This window comes from Zoogloea sp. (assembly GCF_044344315.1).
Taxonomy (GTDB): Bacteria; Pseudomonadota; Gammaproteobacteria; order Burkholderiales; family Rhodocyclaceae; genus Zoogloea.
The window spans coordinates 17,541-35,977 of sequence record NZ_JBIJDC010000001.1; the positions used below are offsets into that span (position 1 = coordinate 17,541).

The window sequence follows — 18,437 nt, forward strand, 5'->3', positions numbered from 1 at the left end:
AAATCACTTCGATACCAACGCACTTCGTCCTATGACCATCGACCTCAACGTTCTGCGTATTGCCGTTCTCATCCCTTGCTATAACGAAGAGTTGACCGTCGGCAGCGTCGTCTCCGGATTCCGTACGGCCCTGCCCAATGCAGACATTTATGTATTCGACAATGCCTCCACCGACGCCACCCGAATGAACGCGATTGCCGCCGGCGCGCAGGTACGGCACGTCGCCATCCCGGGGAAGGGCAATGTCGTGCGCCGGATGTTCGCCGACATCGACGCAGACATCTACCTCATGGCGGACGGCGATGCCACTTATCATGCGCCGAGCGCGCCACGTCTGGTTGAAAAGCTTATACACGAGCACCTGGACATGGTTGTGGGGGCTCGCAAGCACGATGATGCGGATGCATATCGCCTCGGCCATCAATTGGGCAACCGCCTGCTAACAGGCACCATGACGCGGATTTTTGGCGGACGCTTCACGGACATGCTCTCAGGCTACCGGGCCTTCTCACGGCGCTACGTCAAATCCTTTCCTGCCATGTCCCATGGCTTTGAAACGGAAACCGAGTTCACCATCCACTGTCTCGAGCTACGGATGCCTTACGGTGAAGTCGAAACGCCTTACGGGGTCAGACCCGAGGGGTCCACAAGCAAGCTCCGAACTTACTCGGACGGCATCCGCATCCTCAAAACCATCGTCAAGCTTTTCGCGATCGAAAGGCCGCTCGTTTTTTATTCGCTCCTTGCCCTCCTACTCATGCTGACGGGCATCGGGCTGGCTACCCCGCTTCTTCATACCTACCTGCAAACGGGGCTCGTACCACGCCTTCCCACAGCGATCCTTGCCACGGGCTTGTGTCTGACGGCGACCATCAGCCTCACCACGGGAATCGTGCTGGAGACGGTCACGGTGGGCCGCCGCGAAGCGAAGCAACTGCGCTACCTCGCAACCGCCAGATACGTGAATGACTGAACCTTTCAACAATGCTGAAGCGTCAATTGATTCACTTTGCGCTGGCCGGCATCGCCGGCTACGTCGCAGACGCAGGAACATTACTGCTCATCAGCCCGCTGGCAGGTCCCTATGCAGGCAGAGGAATCTCGTTTCTGATGGCAGTGCTGGTCACATGGATCATTAATCGTAATGTGACTTTCAAGCAGCAGCGGGGAAACCGCTCAAAGCACAGGGAGTTCATCGCCTACCTCTCCACAGCACTTGTGGGTGGCGCTGCCAGCCTAGGCAGCTATTCGCTGTTGGTAAGTCTCTTTGGCAGCCAGCCTGCCGCACTGGCACTCTTCGTTGCCATCGGGTCAGTGATCGGCATGGCCTTTAATTTCACATTGAGCAAGCACTTAGTGTTTCGCCCCCGAACCTGAACACAAGCCTATGCCCCCATCCTTTTCACCGTCGACACCAAAGGGCGATCGAATTCACTCCGGGCTGGCAATCCTACTTGCGCTTGCGGGGTTCACACTTTCTATCGCAGCCAGCTACCCAGGCTATCTGAACGGAGACTCACGGCACCAGCTGGAGGAGGTCCTCACGGGTAACTACGGGGACTGGCGATCGCCGACGGTGACACTGATCTGGCGCGCCCTGCTGTTTTTTTTCCCTGGCCCGGTCGGATTCATTGTTTTCGACAATCTACTTTTCTGGGGGGGGCTGGCAGCACTTGCCGTTGCCATCAGGCCAAAACTTGGTCGTGGCGCCTTGGCACTTGTCGCAATTCCACTGTTACCCGGCACCTTCAACTACCTGGGGCATGTGGTGATCGACGCCATGCTAGCAGCAGTGCTGGTCACCGCCAGCAGCCTTGCGTATCTGGCACGCCGCGAGCACGCCAATCCGGGAACAAGGCTGGCACTCCAGATTTCAGCCAACGCAGTGATCGCCCTGGGTTTTTTCGTTCGTCTGAATGCGGTCTTCTGTCTTGTACCGCTCCTTCTGTTTGCCAATGGCCGTCATGGCCTAAAGCGTGCGACGTTGCTGAGCTTCGCCGTGCTCAGCCTGCTCCCCGTCCTGTACAGCGTGCAGAACATCGCGCTCGACGTTAAGCGCTCACACCCGGGTGATAGCATCAAAGCCTATCAACTACTCGCCATTTCCTATCACGAAAGGAAGAATCTCTTTCCCGGAACATGGACCTCCGAGCAATCACGACAAATAGTCGAATCGTGCTACAGCCCCATTCAGTGGGACACGGCAGCCTCGTGGGGGCAATGCCGCTTTATTAGCGACACCCTGCATCTCCAGGGCATCTGGGGCACGAGCCGACTCACCCACGCATGGATCAGAACCATCCTTGAGCACCCCGCGTCATATTTCGTGATGCTCGTCCCGACGTTCAAGAAATCCACCTTTGATCCAAACTCCCGCCCCATGCTTTACAACGCTGCCAACCCCTGGGGCTGGGCAGTGCCTGACTCTCCCCCTCGGCCCGCTACGCAACTCGCGCGAGCCTATGCAACCTCCGAAGTCAATGATCGCCTGGGCCGCCCTTGGTTCTTTACCTCGCTCTCGATCATTGGCCTGATCCTGGCGTTGCGCTACCGGCTGCACACAACGACCGAAGGTCAGTTTGGTGTCGCAGTGCTCTTGTCTGGACTGGTTTATCTGGTCACATTCTTCTTTTTCAATGTATCTGCCGAATTTCGATACTTCTACTGGAGCGGGTTTTCCGCCTACTGCGGGCTCGGCGTGATTCTGCTCGCATACCGGTACCATCGTCGCAACCCCATTCCCATGGCCAAGCCGTCGCAAGCGCACACGTGGATTCATCAAGGAAGTCTCCTGCTCGCGACATTCGTGACCAGCCTCCACCTGCTGCCTTTTGCGATCCTCCCCTCGAAAAGGCTGGTCAGTCTCACACCTCTCGACCAGAAGGTCGTTGGCGTCTCAAGCGTCGCGCTGCACTCCACACCAGTCTGGATGCGCAAGCCCTTTGAAGCCGAGATATCGGCAATGACATGGTCCTACGTGGATGGCGTTTACCGTTCCGCACCACGCCTGAGCCCACTTCTGATTCAGACCAACACGCTGCACCAGGACCTGATCGTTCACTTCGAGACCGGACCCGACCGGGGGTGGGTGGCCATCGACGAGGCCGGACGTCACCTCGAGATCGACACCCACGCCCCAGAAGCGGGCAGTATGGCTGTCCTGCTTTCGCCTCTGGACAGAAGCGACCAGAGAAAACAACGCTTCAACCGCGAGTCCGTCCTTCTCACGATACTGGTGCTCGCAGGCGCGTGGCTGGTGATTCGGAAGCTTGCCCGCCCCCGTGGCCTCCTCCCCACGTAATCTGGTCTTACACCCCGCACCGCCATCATCCGCAGCCCGCATGCGATAATCCCGCCCCACGCGCACCGGGCAGATGCGCCATGTGCCTGCCGGCCCGGTCGTCTCAAACTATAACGACACACCGCACACCCTCATGGCCACTATCGCCTGGCTCATCCCGAGGCTGATCGAAGGTTCGGGCGGGCATCGGACGATGCTCGAACACGCCCTCGCCCTCGAACGGCACGGACACCACTGCCACCTGTACCTCGAAGGCACCCACACCGACCCCGACAAGGGCCGTCAGCTGATCGAACAGATCTTCGGCTACACCTTCGAACGGGTGAGCTTCGGCTGGGATGCCATCCAGCCCGCCGACGCGGCCATCGCCACGATCTGGTACTCCGCCGCCTTCGTGCGCGACCTGCCCTTCCCGTGCCGCAAGCTGTACTTCGTCCAGGATTACGAGGCCTGCTTCAACCCCATGGGTGACGCCTTCCTGATGGCGGAGAACTCCTACCGCTACGGGCTCACGCCGGTCACCATCGGGCGCTGGCTGCGCCATGAGCTGGGCGAGCGCTTCGGCGTGCCGGCCTACCACTTCGACTTCGGCGCCAACCTGGACATCTACAAGCCCCTGCCCGACGTACAGAAGGAGCTGGCCGTGTGCTTCATTCACCAGCCCGACAAGCCGCGCCGCTGCAGCCGGCTGGGCCTGGAGGCACTGGGCATCGTCAAGCACCGCATGCCCGAGGTGAAGATCTACCTGTACGGATCCCCCGCCCGGGACAAGGGCGCGATCTGGTTCGAGCATGAGCACCTGGGCCTGCTCAAACTGCAGGACTGCAACACCCTCTACAACCGCAGCGCGGTGGGCCTGTGCCTGAGCGCCTCCAACCCCTCGCGGATCCCCTTCGAGATGATGGCGGCGGGCCTGCCGGTGGTGGAGATGTGGCGCGAGAACACCCTCTACGACTTCCCTCCGGAAGCCGTGACCCTGGCCAACCAGACCCCCGAGTGCATCGCCGAGAGCATCCTGCGCCTGCTCGACAAGCCCGCCACCCGCGCCGCCATGAGCCAGGCCGGCACCCGCTTCATGGCCGACCGCCCCCTGAGCGTCGAAACCGACCAGTTCCGCGATGCCGTCGAGCGGGTGCTGAAGGGCCACACGCCCGATGCGGCCGGCGTTGAACGCCTGTACACCGCCGCCGCGGAGACCTCGCAGCACTACGTGGGCACCCTGCCGGCCAGCATCCAGAAGCGCCTGTCCTCGCCGCCCAACGCCTACGTCAACGCCCTGCCACCGCGCCTGCGCCGCTTTGTCGGCTGGGGCGCCCGGGTGGCACGCCGGATGCTCGAGAACCGATAAAGGCCCCCTGCCGCATGTACAAGCTCAAGACGCTCGATGTCTGGGACACCCTGCTCCGGCGCAAATGCCACCCGGACTTCATCAAGCTCACCGCCGCGCGGCATCTGCAACTGCGATTCAGCGCGCACCTGGCCGATGGCTTTGGCGACCACTGGGCGATCTTCCGCGAACGCTGCCAGATCGAGGGCGAGCTGGCCCGCGCCGCCTCCAAGGCCGGCACCGACGACGAATACACCCTGCACCATGTTCTCGAACACCTGGTGCAGCGGGTCGTCACCGCCCCGGGCGTGGACGCGGCACGGCTGGCCGACGAGCTCGCCGCCGCCGAGCTGGCACTCGAGAAGGCCAACACCTTCCCCGACCCCCAGTGCCGCGAAGTGATCGGCCAGTACCCGGCCGAACGCACCCTGTTCCTGTCCGACTTCTACATGCCGGCCGGCATGCTCAACGCGCTCCTGCAGCACCACGGCCTCGACGACATCGCCGCCGACGGCATCAGCTCCTGCGACATCCGCCTCAACAAGCGCTCCGGCCAGCTCTTCCGGCACGTCCATGAGGCCTTCGCCGTGGCCCCGGAACATCACGTCCATATCGGCGACAACCGCCACTCCGACGTCACCATCCCCGGCGCCATCGGCATCACCTCGGTGCACTACCTGCCCGAACAGGCCCACGCCGAGCGGGAACTGCGCGAAAGCCTGTTTGCCGACCGGGCCACCCTCTTCGGCCACCTGGAACGCATCATCGCCGACGGGCGCGACGATGCCCTCGACGGCCGCCATGGCGACGCCCGGGCCGCCTTCCTGCTCGGCACCCAGGTAGCACCCCTGTGGGTGGGTTTCTGTCTGTCGGTCGCCGAACAGTGCGTCGCCGAGGGGCTCGACCGCCTGTTCTTCTTCACCCGCGAAGGCGAATTCTTCATCCAGATCTTCGAGCGCCTCTTCCCCCACGGAAAGATCGCCGGCCTGCCCCTGCCCCCCCACGGCATTCTCGAAGTCAGCCGCCTGGCCACCTTCTGCGCGTCCCTGCGCGAGGTGAGCACCGCCGAGCTGATGCGCATGTGGAATCTCTACAGCACCCAGTCCATGTTCGCCCTGGCCCGCTCCCTGGGCCTCGAACCCGCTGCGCTGGAAGGGCTGTGCAGCCGGCACGGGCTGCCCATCGGAGAGGAGGTGGTCTACCCCTGGCAGGACGCCCGCGTCCAGGCCCTGTTTGCCGACCCGGACTTCCAGCAGCTGATTGAAGGCAAATCCACCGGCGACGCCCAGCGCCTCCTCGCCTACATCGAACAGAAGGGGCTTGCCGCCACCGACAGCCGCATCGGCATCGTGGACATCGGCTGGCGCGGCACCATCCAGGACAACCTGGCCCACGTCCTGCCCGAGAAGACCCTCTTCGGCCACTACCTGGGCCTGGCCCGGGTGCTCAACGAACAGCCGGTCAACTGCCGTAAGCACGCCTTCGGCCCCAACCTCAACCAGCATCCCGAGGCCAGCCACCTCCTGGACGCCGTGGCCCCCCTGGAGATGCTCAGCAACTCCCCCAACGGCAGCGTCGAAGGCTACCGCCTGCTGCCCTCGGGCAAGATCGAAGCCCAGCGCCTGATCGACGAGGAAGAGAACACCGTCTTCCACAGCTACGTGTCCCACTTCCAGCAGGGCGTGCTCTTCGCCGCCCAGGCCTGGGCCGACTACCTGGACAACCACGCCGTGTCGAGCGCCGAGCTGCGCCCCCAGGCCCTCGCCATCTGGACCGCCCTCGTCACCCGCACCCCGGGCGAGATGCTCGAGGCCTACACCTCCCTGAGCCACAACGAAGTCTTCGGCGTCGGCCAGTTCGTGGAGCAAAGCGCCGTCCCCTCCATGGGCGTCCTGCTCCGCTCCCCCTTCATCCGCCGCGACCGCCACAGCCTGATCCAGTACATCCGGCAATCCCAGTGGGCTGCCAGCCTCAAGAAGCGCACCGATCTCAACCCGGTGCACAAGGCCCTGCTCAGCACGGCGGTGTCGGCGGGGAAGGTGTACAAGTATGTGCGGGTACGGTGGCAGCATCACCAGGCAAAGCGCGGTAGCTGAACATGGCAGCGGTCCCCGTTCTCACCTATCACGCCGCCCGGATAGACGGAAACGACTATTCATCCAACGACCACGTGGCGTTCTGCGAAGACCTCCGGATCATCACGGCCCTGAATTTCCGCATCATCTCCCTCCGCCACATCGCAGATCGGATCATTGCGGGTGAGCCCCTGCCGGAGCGATCGGTTGCCATCTCCTTCGATGACGGCACCGATTTCGACTTTGCCGACCTGCCCCACCCCAGCCATGGTCCGCAGCGAAGCATCTTCAACATCCTCCAGGACTTCATTCGCGTGTTCGGCAAGGGCCGGCAGCCCGACATCAATGTGACGAGCTTTGTCATCGCCTCACCTGTCGCCCGGGAGGAAATCGATCGCCTGTCCCTGATCAACCTGGGCTGGATGAGCGACACCTGGTGGGAAACGGCGAGCCAGTCCGGCTTGATGGACATCGGAAATCACAGCTGGGACCACAATCACCCCCAGATTTCCGGCGAGATGCCCCCGGACGAGCGGGGAAACTTCCGCACCATCGACAACCGGAAGCGTGCCGACCACCAATTCAGGCGTGCGTACGAATACATCCGGGAAATGACCGCTGGCGCGGACGGGGATCTTTTTGCCTACCCATATGGGGAATACAACGACTTCCTCGTTCGGGAGTACCTTCCCCTCGGGGAAGCCGTCACGGGCACCCGGGCCGCCTTCACCACCCAGGCAATGCATGCGACAAGCCAGTCCTGCCGATGGCAGATTCCGCGATATACCTTTGGCGTCGACTGGCACACACCGGAAGAACTGATCAGAATTCTGTCCCAATGACTGCACCCGCCCAGGAAGCCCGCTGACACGACCAATGCCAGCCCTCCCATTCCGCCCTCGAGAACTCGTCCATCCATGAACAGCACAGCAACCGGAAGTCACTTCGACACGTCGTTTCAAGTGATCTGGCCGGCCAACGCCGAGTTTTTCGCGTCGGGCCTTTTCTTCGAGAGCTTCGGCGGTGGCTTTCCCACTCCTGCCCCCATCTCGCTGGCGGGTGTCGAGATTCCGCAGGAAAACTGGTTCCAGTGCGTCGCCTTGTACAAGTGGCCGGATGGCCTGATCGAAACAGTCGGCTTCTGTAACTGGATCCGCTGTGGCGAGGTGTATCTGGAGGGTGGTTTGTGTGTGAAGGGCAGTTTCTACAAGAGACTCCCCCGCGACCACTGGAAGGAGTGCCGTACCCGAGGCGGCGTGGCACAACTGATGATGGAGGCCGGCGCCGCCCGACTGAACGACCTTCCCGCCTGGTTCGGCTACTGCGGCGACAAACGCGCCCTGATCGTAGACCGCCGGGTCGGCTTCAAGGACACGGCCTATCCTTATCTGATTGCCAAGTGGTTCAAGGACCTTCCTGCAGCAGAACAAGACCAGTTGAGCGCAAAGATTGCACAAATCGGTCCTTTCTAGCGAATCAGCCCAATCGACCGCCACCTCTTTGCCCCACAGCCCACCCCAAGAAATCAGGCACGCCATGAAACCCGGCAACGATCTGCTCCCCCTCGCCCGAGACCTCATCGCCCAGGGCCGCCTGGCCCAGGCCAGCCATTGTCTGCAGGCGCTGCTCCGGCTCCAGCCGACACTCCTGGAGGCGCACAACCTCCTGGAAACCCATCGGCTGGACGGCAACTTCACGGACGCTTTCGGCATTGAGTCCCGGATTTCGCCGGACGACGACATCTTCCGCTTCTTCGCGAACCACCCCAGTTGCACCAACCCGATTCGCGACTACCTATCGGACGGGTGGCGCACCATGGTCGAACTGAGCCGCCTGCTGGAAAGCCTGGACCGCCCCCTGGGGCGTTGCGGCAGTTTTCTCGAGTTCGCCAGCGGTTTCGGCCGCTTCAGCCGGCACCTGGCCAAGGCGCTGCCCGAGGGTGCGCTGCATGTTTCCGACGTGGTCCCGGGCAGCGTGGACTTCCTGAAGCAGCACCTGGGCGTGGACGGTTTCTACTCCGTCAGCGACCCCGGAAAGCTGGCGCCCCCCAGGAAGTATGAAGTCATCTTCGTGCTCTCCCTGTTCAGTCACCTGCCGGAAAGCACCTGGTCCACCTGGCTCGCCCGGCTCTACGACACCCTCGAAGACAACGGCATCCTGATCATCACCACGCACGGCGAGAAATGCGCCCGGCTGATGGGCGTGAGCTTTCCGCCCAACGGCTTCCTGTTCATCCCCTCCAGTGAATCCAAGGCCCTGCCCGGTGAGGAGTACGGCTCCACCTTCACCTCGACCGACTACGTCCGCCAGGCCATTTCCCACCATCTGCGCGACGCGGCGATCCATGAGTTCCCGGCCCACTTCTGGGGCAATCAGGACGGCTTCGCAATCGTCAAGGGCAGACAGGCCTGATGCCGATGCTCGACACGCTCACCGAAGAACAGCTCCAAGCGGCAGCGAATGCCGCAGCCCAGGGGCCGCACTTCCGGCAAGCCCTGTGGCCGCACTGCAACTATGTGGGCCGCGATGTGGGGCCGGAGCGGCTGAAGACCCGCATCCACCCCGGCGATCAGATGCTGCTGCATTCGCTGAAGCACTTCCACGAGATCAACAAGCCCCTGAGCCAGTACTTCAATGTGGCCCTGCAGCAGCATCACGCCGCCCAGCAGATCCTGCGACATTTTTTTCCGGCCCCGCCGGAAACCCTGAAGGTCCTGGATTTCGCCTGCGGCTACGGGCGTCTGCTGCGCTTCCTGAGCCTCAGCATTCCTCCGGAGAACATCTGGGCCGCCGAGATCCAGGAAGAGGCCGTCAATTTCGTCGTCAATGAATACGGCGTGAATGGGCTACTTTCCGAGACGGATCCGGCCGGCTTCAATCCGGAGCAGCGTTTTGACTTCATCTGGGTGGCGTCCCTGTTCTCCCATTTGCCGGAGCCGCTTTTCCGGGCCTGGGTTGGCAAGCTGCACAGTCTCCTGAGCCCCAACGGTGTGCTGTGCTTCAGCGTGCATGACGAATGCCTGCTTCCGGCGGGTTCACCGCTGCCCCCCGGCGGCATCCATTTCGTGCCCCACAGCGAAAATGCCGACCTGGACACCTGCACCTACGGCACGACCTACGTGGGCGAGTCCTTCGTCAGCCGGGCCATCGGCGAGAGCGTGCAGCAGCCCGATCACCCCTACTTCCGGATTCCCCGCGGGCTGGCCAACGAGCAGGATCTCTACGTGGTCCCCGCCAATGCCACGACCGACCTGAGCGGGCTCTCGGGTTTTCGTCACGGCCCCTGGGGCTGGGTCGATGGCATCGAGGTGAGCGACGCGGGCTCGCTGGAAATGCACGGGTGGATTGCGTCCCTCGATGACGGCCCGCTGGAGAGCGTAAGCATCTCGGTGGATGGGCAGGTGACCCGCGTGCCCACTGGTGAGGCCCGCCCTGATGTGGCACGGGTCTTGGGAGATGAACGCCTGCACGGATCGGGCTGGCGTTTCAGCTCGGCGCTGGCCCCCGGAAAGGACAGCGTCTTCGTCCAGGTGTCCGGCAGTACGGCCAGGGACGAGAAGACCCTTCTTTACGCCGGCTTTGTGGCGGTGCCGGAACGCCAGCCCTCTGTTCCGGTAGAGGTACCGGCCGCGGAGGGAAAGGGGCTACTGGGCTTTGTCCGGCGTCTGCTGTCGAAACAGCACCGGCGCTGAGTGACGGCGCGCCGGGCGCCAGGCCCGGAAAGCCCTTTCCCCCGGAACCCTAGCCCCGCAGGAGACGACGCAGAAAGCCCTTCAAATGCTCCGCTGCGGAGAGTTCCCGGGGCTCAGGGACGGCCGCGAGGCGCTGCTCCAGTTCGGCCACCCGCGCGCCTAGCTGCCGGTTCTCAGCGTAAGTCCGGCTCCACTCGGCGTACACCGAGTGATGCCGGTCCGTCACCAGGCTGAGGCTGGGCAGCACCTGATCCAGCACGGCAGGCGCCTTGGCGCAGGCCACCAGGAAGTACAGCTCTGCCGGGTAGGCGTCGTCGCCGTCGATGGCGAGAACGCGGCTCTCCACCGCCGGGCCCTCAAGGGACCACAGCATCGACTGGAAACACGGCCGCTGGGCGAACCAGTGCTGGGCAGGGAAATGCCGGTTCAGCAAGCTGCGCAGCTCGGGGCCGTCCAGCTCCTTGACGTGGAACTCGTTGCGATAGCCGGTGCGATCGGAGTACTCGACGCGATTGGGCGACGAGATGATGAACAGCCCCCCCGGCGCCAGCAGGCGTGACACCTCGCCCATGAAGGCGTCGTGCTCGGTCATGTGCTCGATGGTCTCGAAGGACACGATCACGTCGAAACTGGCGTCCGGCAGGGGAATGCTGGCGCAGCTGGCGCAGAGATACTTGAGGTTGGCGGCGCTGCCGTAGCGCTCACTGGCGTGCTTCACCGCCTCGGGGGAGATATCGACACCGGTGACACTGGCCGCCTGGGCGGCCATCATGGCACTGCCGTAACCCTCGCCACTGGCCACATCGAGCACCCGCTTGCCGGCCACGTACTGACGGGCAAAGAGGTAACGGTGCCAATGTTCGTAGATCATTTCCCCCTCGCAGCTAGGGAGGAAACGCTCGCCGGTAAAGGTCAAAGTCATGGGGCAAGGATCCGATCAAGGAGTGGCCGGAACAGCCGCGACGGTATCAAGAAAGCACTGATAGTCACGAATGTAGTCATCGGCATCGTAGTAATGGGAGGCGAAGACCAGCAGCAGGGCGTCGGCGGAATGCTTGTACTGCACGCCCCAGGTCATAGGTGGCAGGTACAGCCCCAGGGTCGGGTCGTCCAGGGTGAATTCCCGCCGGACGCTACCGTCGTCGGTCATCACCTGGCAGCGGCCACGCACGCACAGCAGCAGCTGCTCGCATTCCCGGTGGGCGTGCTCGCCACGCACTTCCTGGCTGGGCACGTTCATCACCATGAAGTAGCGACGCGGGGTGAAGGGCAGGGAGCGGCCGAATTCGCCCACGGTCAGATCGCCCCGCATGTCCTTGACCAGGGGCAGACGGAATAGCTGCACACCGCCAGCAACAACAGGCGCCATGGGCCCCGACGACACACCGGGCTCGGTCTGCCCCAGCGTATCCACATAACCGACGATGCGTGCCGGATTGCCGACAACGACAGCGTTGGGCGGCACCGAACGGGTCACCACTGCGCCGGCGCCCACCATGGCGTTGCGCCCGATGATGAGACCGGGCAATACCGTGGCATTGGCCCCGATGGAGGCGCGGGCCTCGACCCGCGTCTTCAGGAACTCCGCCGGGTAGCACTTGCTGCGGGGCATGCGGTCATTGCAGAAGGTGGCGTTGGGGCCGATGAAGACGTCGTCACCCAGCTCGATCCCGTCCCACAACTGCACGCCGCACTTGATGGTGACCCGATCACCCACCACCACGTCGTTCTCGATGAAAACATGGTCGCAGACATTGCAGTCGGCCCCCAGGCGCGCACCGGGCAGGATGTGGGCAAAGGCCCAGACCCGCGACCCCGGCCCCACCTGACGGCTCTCGCAGAGCGCCCGTGCATGTACGAAAACCCCCTCCGGTGCCGACACTACGGCCTCCGGCGTGTGCGCATCATCGACCATTGGAGTCCTCCACACCAAAATCGTGCCGGTTCAGCACCAGGGCCAGCGGGCGCTGCTTGCTGTTCTCGTAAGCCCGCCAGGCGTAGGAACCGATCAGCCCGAGCCCGAGGGCGTTGAGCCCGGCAAAGAAGGTCATCGCCACCATCAGCGCTGCATAGCCCGGCACCGGCACTTTGCCCGTCAGTTTGGCCACGACTACGACGAGGCCCAGCCCCAGGGCCAACCCCAGCCCCAGAGCGCCCAAAACAAGCAGCACCCGGATGGGCAGATCGGAGAACGCAAACAGGCTGTCGGAGAGGTAGGCCAGCTTGCGCCGGAAGCTCCAGGCACTGGCACCGTGCTCCCGGGCCAGCCGGGTGTAACCGAACACCTTGCGCCGATGCCCAAGCCAGAAGAGCTGGCCCACGAGGGAGCTGCGGGCCTCGGGCAGGGCCACCAGATGGGACGCAAAACGCCGTGTGCAGCCGAACACGTCGACACCGCCCGGGGGAATCTCGGGGTTGATCAGGCGCCGGTAGGCTGACCAAAACAGCTGTGCCGGCAGGCGCTGCAGCCAGGGGTCGTCACGCCCCTCCCGGCTGCCCACCACCACGTCGGCCTCATCGGCGGCGAGGGCGGTGAAGAAGCGCTCCATCAGTTCGATCGGCTCCTGCAGATCGGCGGCCATCACCGCCAGATAGTCGCCCTTCGCCTCACGCAAGCCCTCGCGAATCGCCGCGAAGGAGCCGAAGTTGCGCGCCAGCAGCAGCAACTGACTGTCAAAGGCCTGCCGGGGAAGGTGCTCGAGGAGGTAGCCGTAGGAGCCGTCGGGGCTGGCATCGACCACCATGACCAGCTCCAGCGCCCCGGGCAGACGTTCGGCCAGCGCCCCCACCTGCCGCAACAGCTCGGGCAAGGAACCCTGGTTGCGGTACACCGGTATGACCAGCGAGAACATCGGGTGCGCAGTCTTCATTACCAGACCTCACGCAAGGCGTCGCAGACCCGCTGCACCTGCCCGGCATCCAGGCTGGGATGGCAGGGCAGGCTGAATACCTCGGCGCAGGCTGCCTCGCTCGCCGGCAGGGCACCGGCCGGGGCCATGGGCGGCTCACCGAGGGCAGCCAGCCGGGCGATGAAACCCGGCTGAAGGTGGTCGGGCAGCGGGTAGTGGATGTCGGTCTGAATGCCCCGGGCCAGCAGCGCTGCACGCAGCGCGTCGCGCCGGGCATGGCGCAGCACAAAAAGGTGGGCCACATCGACGGCTTCGGTGGGTCGGGGCGGAAGGGCGCCGCCCGGCAATGCCCCGAGCACCGCGGAATACTGTGCCGCCACCTGCTGCCGCGCGGCATTCAATTCCGGCAGGGCCGGGAGCAGGACCCGCAGGAAGGCTGCCTGGATTTCATCGAGGCGGCTGTTCATGCCCCCCGGGATCTGCACCTGGTACTTGGGTTGCCAGCCGTACTGGCGCAACTGGCGCAGACGGGCCGCCAGGCCGGCATCACTACAACACACCGCCCCGCCATCGCCCAGGGCGCCAAGGTTCTTCGTCGGATAGAAACTGAAACAGCCCAGCTCGCCCCACGCACCCGCCTGTCGCCCCTCCCAGCTGGCGCCGTGGGCCTGGGCTGCGTCCTCGATCACCGGTATGCCCGCCGCCCGGCAGGTGGCGAGAATGGCCGGCATGGGCGCCATGCGGCCATACAGATGGGTGACGATGAGGGCCCGGGTACGCGGGCTTATCGCGCCGCCGATGGCGGTCTCGTCGAGCAGTAGCGAGTGGGGGTGGATATCCACGAAAACCGGGCGAGCGCCAACGGCCAGGATGGCCTGGGTGCTGTAGCCCCCGGCATTGGCCACTGTCAGCACCTCGTCGCCGGAGCCCACCTCAAGCGCCCGCAGGGCGAGCTGAAGGGCATCGCTGCCGCTCGCTACACCAATGCAGTGTCCGCTTCCCACATGGGCCGCCCAAGCCTCTTCAAACGCATCCACCTCGGGGCCCAGAATGGTCCAGCCGCTGGCAATGACCCGCGCCGCAGCGGCGTTCAGGTCGGCCTGAAAGCGTGCGTACACGCCGCTCAAGCTGTTCATCGGGATCACGGGCAGCACGTCAGGGCAGGAGTTGATAGACGACATAGGCATCGCCAGACTGGAATGTCGGCTCCATAGGCAGGCGAGGATCGTCTGGCGCGGAAGGCGTGCCATCGACCATCGATAAAGGCCCCGCACTGTACCATCGAATCCCCGCCCGCCGGAGTGCCTCCAGGCGCTCGGGTGGCGGCAGGGCAACCATGCGCTGCCATTCATCGGCACGCACGCGCACCGCTGCAGAGCTGCGGGGATGCAGGTTGAAACCGATCCAGTAGGGCGTACAGGCAGCCAGCGCAGTGAGGCGGAAGCCAGGGTCGGCATCGGCGCGCTGGCAGACATCGCCAGGGCGAGCATGCTGCCGAATATGGGCAGCCGCCTCAACCAGCCCCTTCGGCAAAGCCGGCCGGCCGTCGATCTTGCCGGGACCACGCTGTATCTCCGGACCCAGCCGAATTCCCGCCACGCAGCCCACCACCAGCACCAGCAACACGGCAGCAAGACCCCAGCCGCGCCGGCCCTGCGGGCGGTCGGAAGACGGCACCAGGAAGGGCGCAGTGGTCAGCCACCACATGGGCAGCACCCAGACCAGCGGACGGTGCTGGAGCTCTTCCGGCGTACCGGCACTGCCGCGCTTGTCCAGATCCAGCCCCAGGGCAAACAGCAGATAGCCCCCCACGACCAGCAGCATCCACACACGTACGGCCCGGGGAGCCCGCGGCCAGGCCAGGATGCCGAGCAACATCCAGCCCAGGGTGCCTACCAGAATGACGATGGGCGCCAGGGCCGGCTCACTCAGGCCGGCCAGCCAGCCGGGGGCCTGCAGGTGCAGCAGCGCTGGCCAGTATTCGCGCCATCCACCACCGCCGAGATGGATCAGGGGCAGGCCGGGCAAGGGTATCCACAGCAGGACAAGCAGCGCCAGCAGGGTCATTCCCGCCACGATCATCCTGCGTCGGAAAGCAGCGCCGGGAAGGGTCAGCGCCCACCAGAACAGCAACAGCGGCCCGGCCAGCAGAATGATCTGCGCCTTGAACAACATGCCCAGCGCCAGGGCCAGCAGCAAAACCAACAAGCTCCACACGGGGCGGGCGGTGGCATCCTGCTGACGGCCATGCAGCCAGCTCGCCAGCAACAGGGCCACCACACAGCCATACAAGCTGCCGGGGGAGATCATCTGCAACCAGTGCCAGCCCAGAAAGGCCTGCCCGGACCCCAAGCCCGCCGCGTCCGGCCAGAACAATGTCAGAGGCAGGGCCAGAGCCAGCCAGGGCAGCTCGGGACGCAGACGAAAGACCCACTCCGACGCGGCAGCAAGCATCAACAGCATGCCGAGCGGCCACCAGACGACAAAGGCCAGATCTATGCCACGGGCGCCACCGAACGCCGACAGCCACCCGACCAGGCCATAGCTGAGATAGTGATAGGGCGCGAGGGGCAGGTCCACACCACGCAGATCATGGACCGGATGGAGGCTTCCCTGCCCCAGCATGTCGATCAGCACCCCGTGAAAATACCAGTCTTGCCAGATCCGCTGGGGCCCACCGCTGGCAGTGCCCGCCGAGGCGCTCCACAGGCTTTCACCCCAAAAAGCCAGGGGCAGCGCAACCAGCGCCAGCAGCAGGACAAGGGAGGGCGATGGCGCCGATGCGGATAGCAACGGCAAACTGCCGGGACGCCGCCGTCGGACGTACGGCACAAGCAGGACGGCCACCATCAGGGCGCCACTGCCGATTGCCGGGACACCCAGCACCGCGAGGATGGCGAGGCTGGCGAGGACCAGCAGCACAGCCAGCACCCAGCCACCGGCAAGGCTGGCGAGACCAGCCCTCCGGCGCAGGCCGTCGGCCCAGGCCAGGGTGAGCGCCATGGGCAGGGTCAGGCAGAGCGCCACAAGGATGGGCGCTCCCGCCAGGCCCGCGGCCACGCCAAACGCCGCGCCGAAGGCCAGAGGCGCCGCCAGAGTCAGACGGTGTTCCACCGATGGGGCAGCCGGCACACGCCAAGTTCGCGGCTCTCTCCGGTCACGGTCACGTCGCAGACGATTTCGTCGAACAAGCGGTAGCCCTCCGGGTCGAGCGCATGCGTCTTGATGGTGTACTCACCGGGGAGCAAGGACAACTCGGGTAACTCAAGCTCGAAGGCGAACTCATTGTCGGCAACGCGCGACAGCACGTGGCCCTCCATCTCCGATGACACTCCGTAAATCGGCATGCCATCCTTGCGCACAAAGCCCACCAGGGCGGTGGGAACCCGATCATCCGGCGAGAAAAGCCGCCCGGCGATACGCAGCGCCGCGCCTTCGGGCAGCGTGATGCCTTCGGGGCTGGGTCGCTCGTTGAGCGTCACGGACAGGACGGCGTAATGACCACTTTTGATGGCCGTGGCGTGATCCTGGGCCTTGGGGACGTTGCGGGCATCGTGCCAGGCCAGGTACTCCCGCGTGACCCGGTTGGAATCGCCGTAGGCATGCAAGCGCCCATCATGAATCCAGGCAGCCTTTTGGCAGAGCTTCTGGACATGGAACATGCTATGCGCACAAAGCAGCAGGGTGCCGCCGTTGGCAAGATAGTTCTCCATCCAGGCTATGCACTTGCGCTGAAAGGACTCATCCCCCACCGCCAGCACTTCGTCAGTAATCAGAATGTCCGGGCTGACCGTTGTGGCGACGGCAAACCCTAGGCGCACGATCATGCCTGACGAGTAGTGCTTGATCGGCTGGTCCATATGCTCGCCGATGTCGGCAAAAGCCAGGATGTCGTCGAGTCGCTCACGTGTTTCCTGCTCGCTCAGGCCCATCAGGGCCGTAGCCAGAAATACGTTCTGACGCCCTGTGTATTCCGGGTGAAACCCCGCCCCCAGCTCCAGCAAGGCACTGATGCGACCCCGCAGTTGTAGCTCACCCGCGGTCGGCTTGACCACACCGGCAATGATCTTCAGCAGGGTCGACTTGCCAGCACCGTTTACGCCGATCAAGCCCAGGGACTCTCCCCGACGCACATCGAAGCTGATGTCGGTCAGCGCATCGTAGCGTTCCGTAAAGGGCTGGCGCCGCAGCAGGGAATACAGGGTGCGGATGCGCCCGGCCGCGGAATTCGCGATCGGATATGACTTGCCGATCCCGGTCAGGCTGATCAGCGGCGCTTCAACAGGACTCCCGCTCATCAGATGAAATCCTCGAAATAATCGGAGAGGCGCCGGAACAACAGCACCGCCGCAAACACGGCCACACCGCCACCCAGCACGAAAAGGGACAGCTGCCCGAAAGCCGCGAGGTCCCCATGCATCAGTCCGGCACGGATAGGCTCGAGCAGATGCACCAGGGGGTTGAAGGCCACAATCCAGCGCACCGACTCCGGCACCTGCGTGGTGGGATACAGGATGGGCGTCACGTAGAACATGATCATCAGCGCCGGGCCCAGCATGTGGTCGATGTCCTTCAGGAAAACCTGAAAGGATGCCGTCACCAGCGCTATCGCCGATGCCAGCAGCAGCAGCGCCAACCAGCCCATCAACACCACCGGTAGCCCGGAAAACCGGAAGGGCTCGCCACCAACGGCCAGGGCGCAGATGACCACCATGAAACCGACGAAATGAATGAAAAAGGTAGCGCCAATCGAGGCGAACACCAGCAACTCGTGGGGAAAATGCACCTTCTTGACCAGGCCGGAGTTACCCACCACTGCGTGGGTCGCCCGCTGCACCCCTTCCTGGAAAGCCATCCAGGGCCACAGGGCACAGGCCACGAAGGCCACGAAACTGTGCTCACCCAGCTCGGGAAAGCCGACCTTGAAGACCTTCCGGAAGACGAATCCGTAGATCATCAACAGGAGCACGGGCTGGCCGAGGGCCCACAATCCACCGGCAATCGTCCCGGAATAGCGACTGGTGACCTCACGCCGGACAAAGGTGAGGAACAACCAGCGCTGCTGCCAAAGTTCGGTAAGGATATTCATTGAATCCGTCCGGCACTCGCACTGCACAATCCATGTTTCGACCCATCCTGGGCCGAGGCCATGGGCTGTGCAGCGGGCGCGGGCATCAAGCGCCTCGCAACAGT

Annotated in this window: 16 protein-coding genes; 9 read left to right on the forward strand and 7 right to left on the reverse strand. The window is 64.1% G+C overall.

Annotation, left to right across the window (positions count from 1 at the left end; all coding sequences use genetic code 11):
• The first annotated feature begins 31 nt into the window (after positions 1–31).
• The 9 genes from ACIQ09_RS00080 (at position 32) to ACIQ09_RS00120 (ending at position 10,395) form a co-directional block, all read left to right on the forward strand.
• Entirely contained in the window at positions 32–973 is a 942-nt protein-coding gene (locus tag ACIQ09_RS00080; protein WP_398304236.1) for a glycosyltransferase, read from the forward strand.
• Positions 974–984: 11 nt separating this feature from the next.
• Positions 985–1,377, forward strand: coding sequence for a GtrA family protein (locus ACIQ09_RS00085; RefSeq protein ID WP_398304239.1), 393 nt, complete (start codon positions 985–987; stop codon positions 1,375–1,377).
• A 199-nt stretch (positions 1,378–1,576) separates the two neighbouring features.
• Positions 1,577–3,301: a hypothetical protein gene (locus ACIQ09_RS00090; RefSeq protein WP_398304242.1), complete on the forward strand. Its 1,725-nt coding sequence runs from the start codon at positions 1,577–1,579 to the stop codon at positions 3,299–3,301.
• Positions 3,302–3,434: 133 nt separating this feature from the next.
• Positions 3,435–4,649: a hypothetical protein gene (locus ACIQ09_RS00095; protein ID WP_398304245.1), complete on the forward strand. Its 1,215-nt coding sequence runs from the start codon at positions 3,435–3,437 to the stop codon at positions 4,647–4,649.
• Positions 4,650–4,663: 14 nt separating this feature from the next.
• Positions 4,664–6,724 (forward strand): hydrolase, encoded by a 2,061-nt coding sequence (locus ACIQ09_RS00100; RefSeq protein ID WP_398304248.1) that lies wholly within the window; start codon positions 4,664–4,666, stop codon positions 6,722–6,724.
• A 2-nt stretch (positions 6,725–6,726) separates the two neighbouring features.
• The gene (locus ACIQ09_RS00105) at positions 6,727–7,545 is read left to right on the forward strand and encodes a polysaccharide deacetylase family protein (protein ID WP_374498958.1); all 819 of its coding nucleotides are present in this window, start codon (positions 6,727–6,729) and stop codon (positions 7,543–7,545) included.
• Between the two features lie 75 nt (positions 7,546–7,620).
• Positions 7,621–8,175 (forward strand): hypothetical protein, encoded by a 555-nt coding sequence (locus ACIQ09_RS00110; RefSeq protein WP_398304252.1) that lies wholly within the window; start codon positions 7,621–7,623, stop codon positions 8,173–8,175.
• 64 nt (positions 8,176–8,239) lie between these two features.
• Positions 8,240–9,115 carry a methyltransferase gene (locus ACIQ09_RS00115; protein WP_398304255.1) on the forward strand — a complete coding sequence of 292 codons (876 nt, stop codon included), beginning with the start codon at positions 8,240–8,242 and terminating at the stop codon, positions 9,113–9,115.
• A complete protein-coding gene (locus ACIQ09_RS00120; protein ID WP_398304258.1) occupies positions 9,115–10,395 on the forward strand; it encodes a class I SAM-dependent methyltransferase in 1,281 nt (426 codons plus the stop codon). Before ACIQ09_RS00115 ends, ACIQ09_RS00120 begins: the two co-directional genes overlap by 1 nt.
• 49 nt (positions 10,396–10,444) lie before the next feature.
• On the opposite strand, the gene ACIQ09_RS00125 is transcribed toward ACIQ09_RS00120, so the two are convergent.
• The 7 genes from ACIQ09_RS00125 to ACIQ09_RS00155 all read right to left on the reverse strand — a co-directional run bounded on the left by ACIQ09_RS00125 (position 10,445) and on the right by ACIQ09_RS00155 (position 18,333).
• Entirely contained in the window at positions 10,445–11,266 is an 822-nt protein-coding gene (locus ACIQ09_RS00125) for a class I SAM-dependent methyltransferase (RefSeq protein ID WP_398304261.1), read from the reverse strand.
• A 66-nt stretch (positions 11,267–11,332) separates the two neighbouring features.
• The gene (locus ACIQ09_RS00130; protein ID WP_398304265.1) at positions 11,333–12,310 is read right to left on the reverse strand and encodes a WxcM-like domain-containing protein; all 978 of its coding nucleotides are present in this window, start codon (positions 12,308–12,310) and stop codon (positions 11,333–11,335) included.
• Positions 12,300–13,265: a glycosyltransferase family 2 protein gene (locus ACIQ09_RS00135; protein WP_398304268.1), complete on the reverse strand. Its 966-nt coding sequence runs from the start codon at positions 13,263–13,265 to the stop codon at positions 12,300–12,302. Before ACIQ09_RS00135 ends, ACIQ09_RS00130 begins: the two co-directional genes overlap by 11 nt.
• Positions 13,265–14,425 carry a DegT/DnrJ/EryC1/StrS family aminotransferase gene (locus tag ACIQ09_RS00140; protein WP_398304271.1) on the reverse strand — a complete coding sequence of 387 codons (1,161 nt, stop codon included), beginning with the start codon at positions 14,423–14,425 and terminating at the stop codon, positions 13,265–13,267. The genes ACIQ09_RS00135 and ACIQ09_RS00140 overlap by 1 nt, the downstream gene beginning before the upstream one ends.
• A complete protein-coding gene (locus tag ACIQ09_RS00145) occupies positions 14,400–16,358 on the reverse strand; it encodes a hypothetical protein (protein ID WP_398304274.1) in 1,959 nt (652 codons plus the stop codon). The genes ACIQ09_RS00140 and ACIQ09_RS00145 overlap by 26 nt, the downstream gene beginning before the upstream one ends.
• The gene (locus ACIQ09_RS00150) at positions 16,343–17,542 is read right to left on the reverse strand and encodes an ABC transporter ATP-binding protein (RefSeq protein ID WP_398304277.1); all 1,200 of its coding nucleotides are present in this window, start codon (positions 17,540–17,542) and stop codon (positions 16,343–16,345) included. The genes ACIQ09_RS00145 and ACIQ09_RS00150 overlap by 16 nt, the downstream gene beginning before the upstream one ends.
• The gene (locus ACIQ09_RS00155; protein ID WP_398304280.1) at positions 17,542–18,333 is read right to left on the reverse strand and encodes an ABC transporter permease; all 792 of its coding nucleotides are present in this window, start codon (positions 18,331–18,333) and stop codon (positions 17,542–17,544) included. Before ACIQ09_RS00155 ends, ACIQ09_RS00150 begins: the two co-directional genes overlap by 1 nt.
• Positions 18,334–18,437: the final 104 nt, after the last annotated feature.

What these genes read in the sequence shown, in the direction of transcription:
- ACIQ09_RS00125 (WP_398304261.1), bottom strand. Translation starts at nt 11,266, where the DNA reads ATGATCTACGAACATTGGCACCGTTACCTCTTTGCCCGTCAGTACGTG.
- ACIQ09_RS00110 (WP_398304252.1), top strand. Translation starts at nt 7,621, where the DNA reads ATGAACAGCACAGCAACCGGAAGTCACTTCGACACGTCGTTTCAAGTG.
- ACIQ09_RS00150 (WP_398304277.1), bottom strand. Translation starts at nt 17,542, where the DNA reads ATGAGCGGGAGTCCTGTTGAAGCGCCGCTGATCAGCCTGACCGGGATC.
- ACIQ09_RS00080 (WP_398304236.1), top strand. Translation starts at nt 32, where the DNA reads ATGACCATCGACCTCAACGTTCTGCGTATTGCCGTTCTCATCCCTTGC.
- ACIQ09_RS00155 (WP_398304280.1), bottom strand. Translation starts at nt 18,333, where the DNA reads ATGAATATCCTTACCGAACTTTGGCAGCAGCGCTGGTTGTTCCTCACC.
- ACIQ09_RS00135 (WP_398304268.1), bottom strand. Translation starts at nt 13,265, where the DNA reads ATGAAGACTGCGCACCCGATGTTCTCGCTGGTCATACCGGTGTACCGC.
- ACIQ09_RS00085 (WP_398304239.1), top strand. Translation starts at nt 985, where the DNA reads ATGCTGAAGCGTCAATTGATTCACTTTGCGCTGGCCGGCATCGCCGGC.
- ACIQ09_RS00130 (WP_398304265.1), bottom strand. Translation starts at nt 12,310, where the DNA reads ATGGTCGATGATGCGCACACGCCGGAGGCCGTAGTGTCGGCACCGGAG.
- ACIQ09_RS00140 (WP_398304271.1), bottom strand. Translation starts at nt 14,425, where the DNA reads ATGTCGTCTATCAACTCCTGCCCTGACGTGCTGCCCGTGATCCCGATG.
- ACIQ09_RS00115 (WP_398304255.1), top strand. Translation starts at nt 8,240, where the DNA reads ATGAAACCCGGCAACGATCTGCTCCCCCTCGCCCGAGACCTCATCGCC.
- ACIQ09_RS00100 (WP_398304248.1), top strand. Translation starts at nt 4,664, where the DNA reads ATGTACAAGCTCAAGACGCTCGATGTCTGGGACACCCTGCTCCGGCGC.
- ACIQ09_RS00105 (WP_374498958.1), top strand. Translation starts at nt 6,727, where the DNA reads ATGGCAGCGGTCCCCGTTCTCACCTATCACGCCGCCCGGATAGACGGA.
- ACIQ09_RS00095 (WP_398304245.1), top strand. Translation starts at nt 3,435, where the DNA reads ATGGCCACTATCGCCTGGCTCATCCCGAGGCTGATCGAAGGTTCGGGC.
- ACIQ09_RS00120 (WP_398304258.1), top strand. Translation starts at nt 9,115, where the DNA reads ATGCCGATGCTCGACACGCTCACCGAAGAACAGCTCCAAGCGGCAGCG.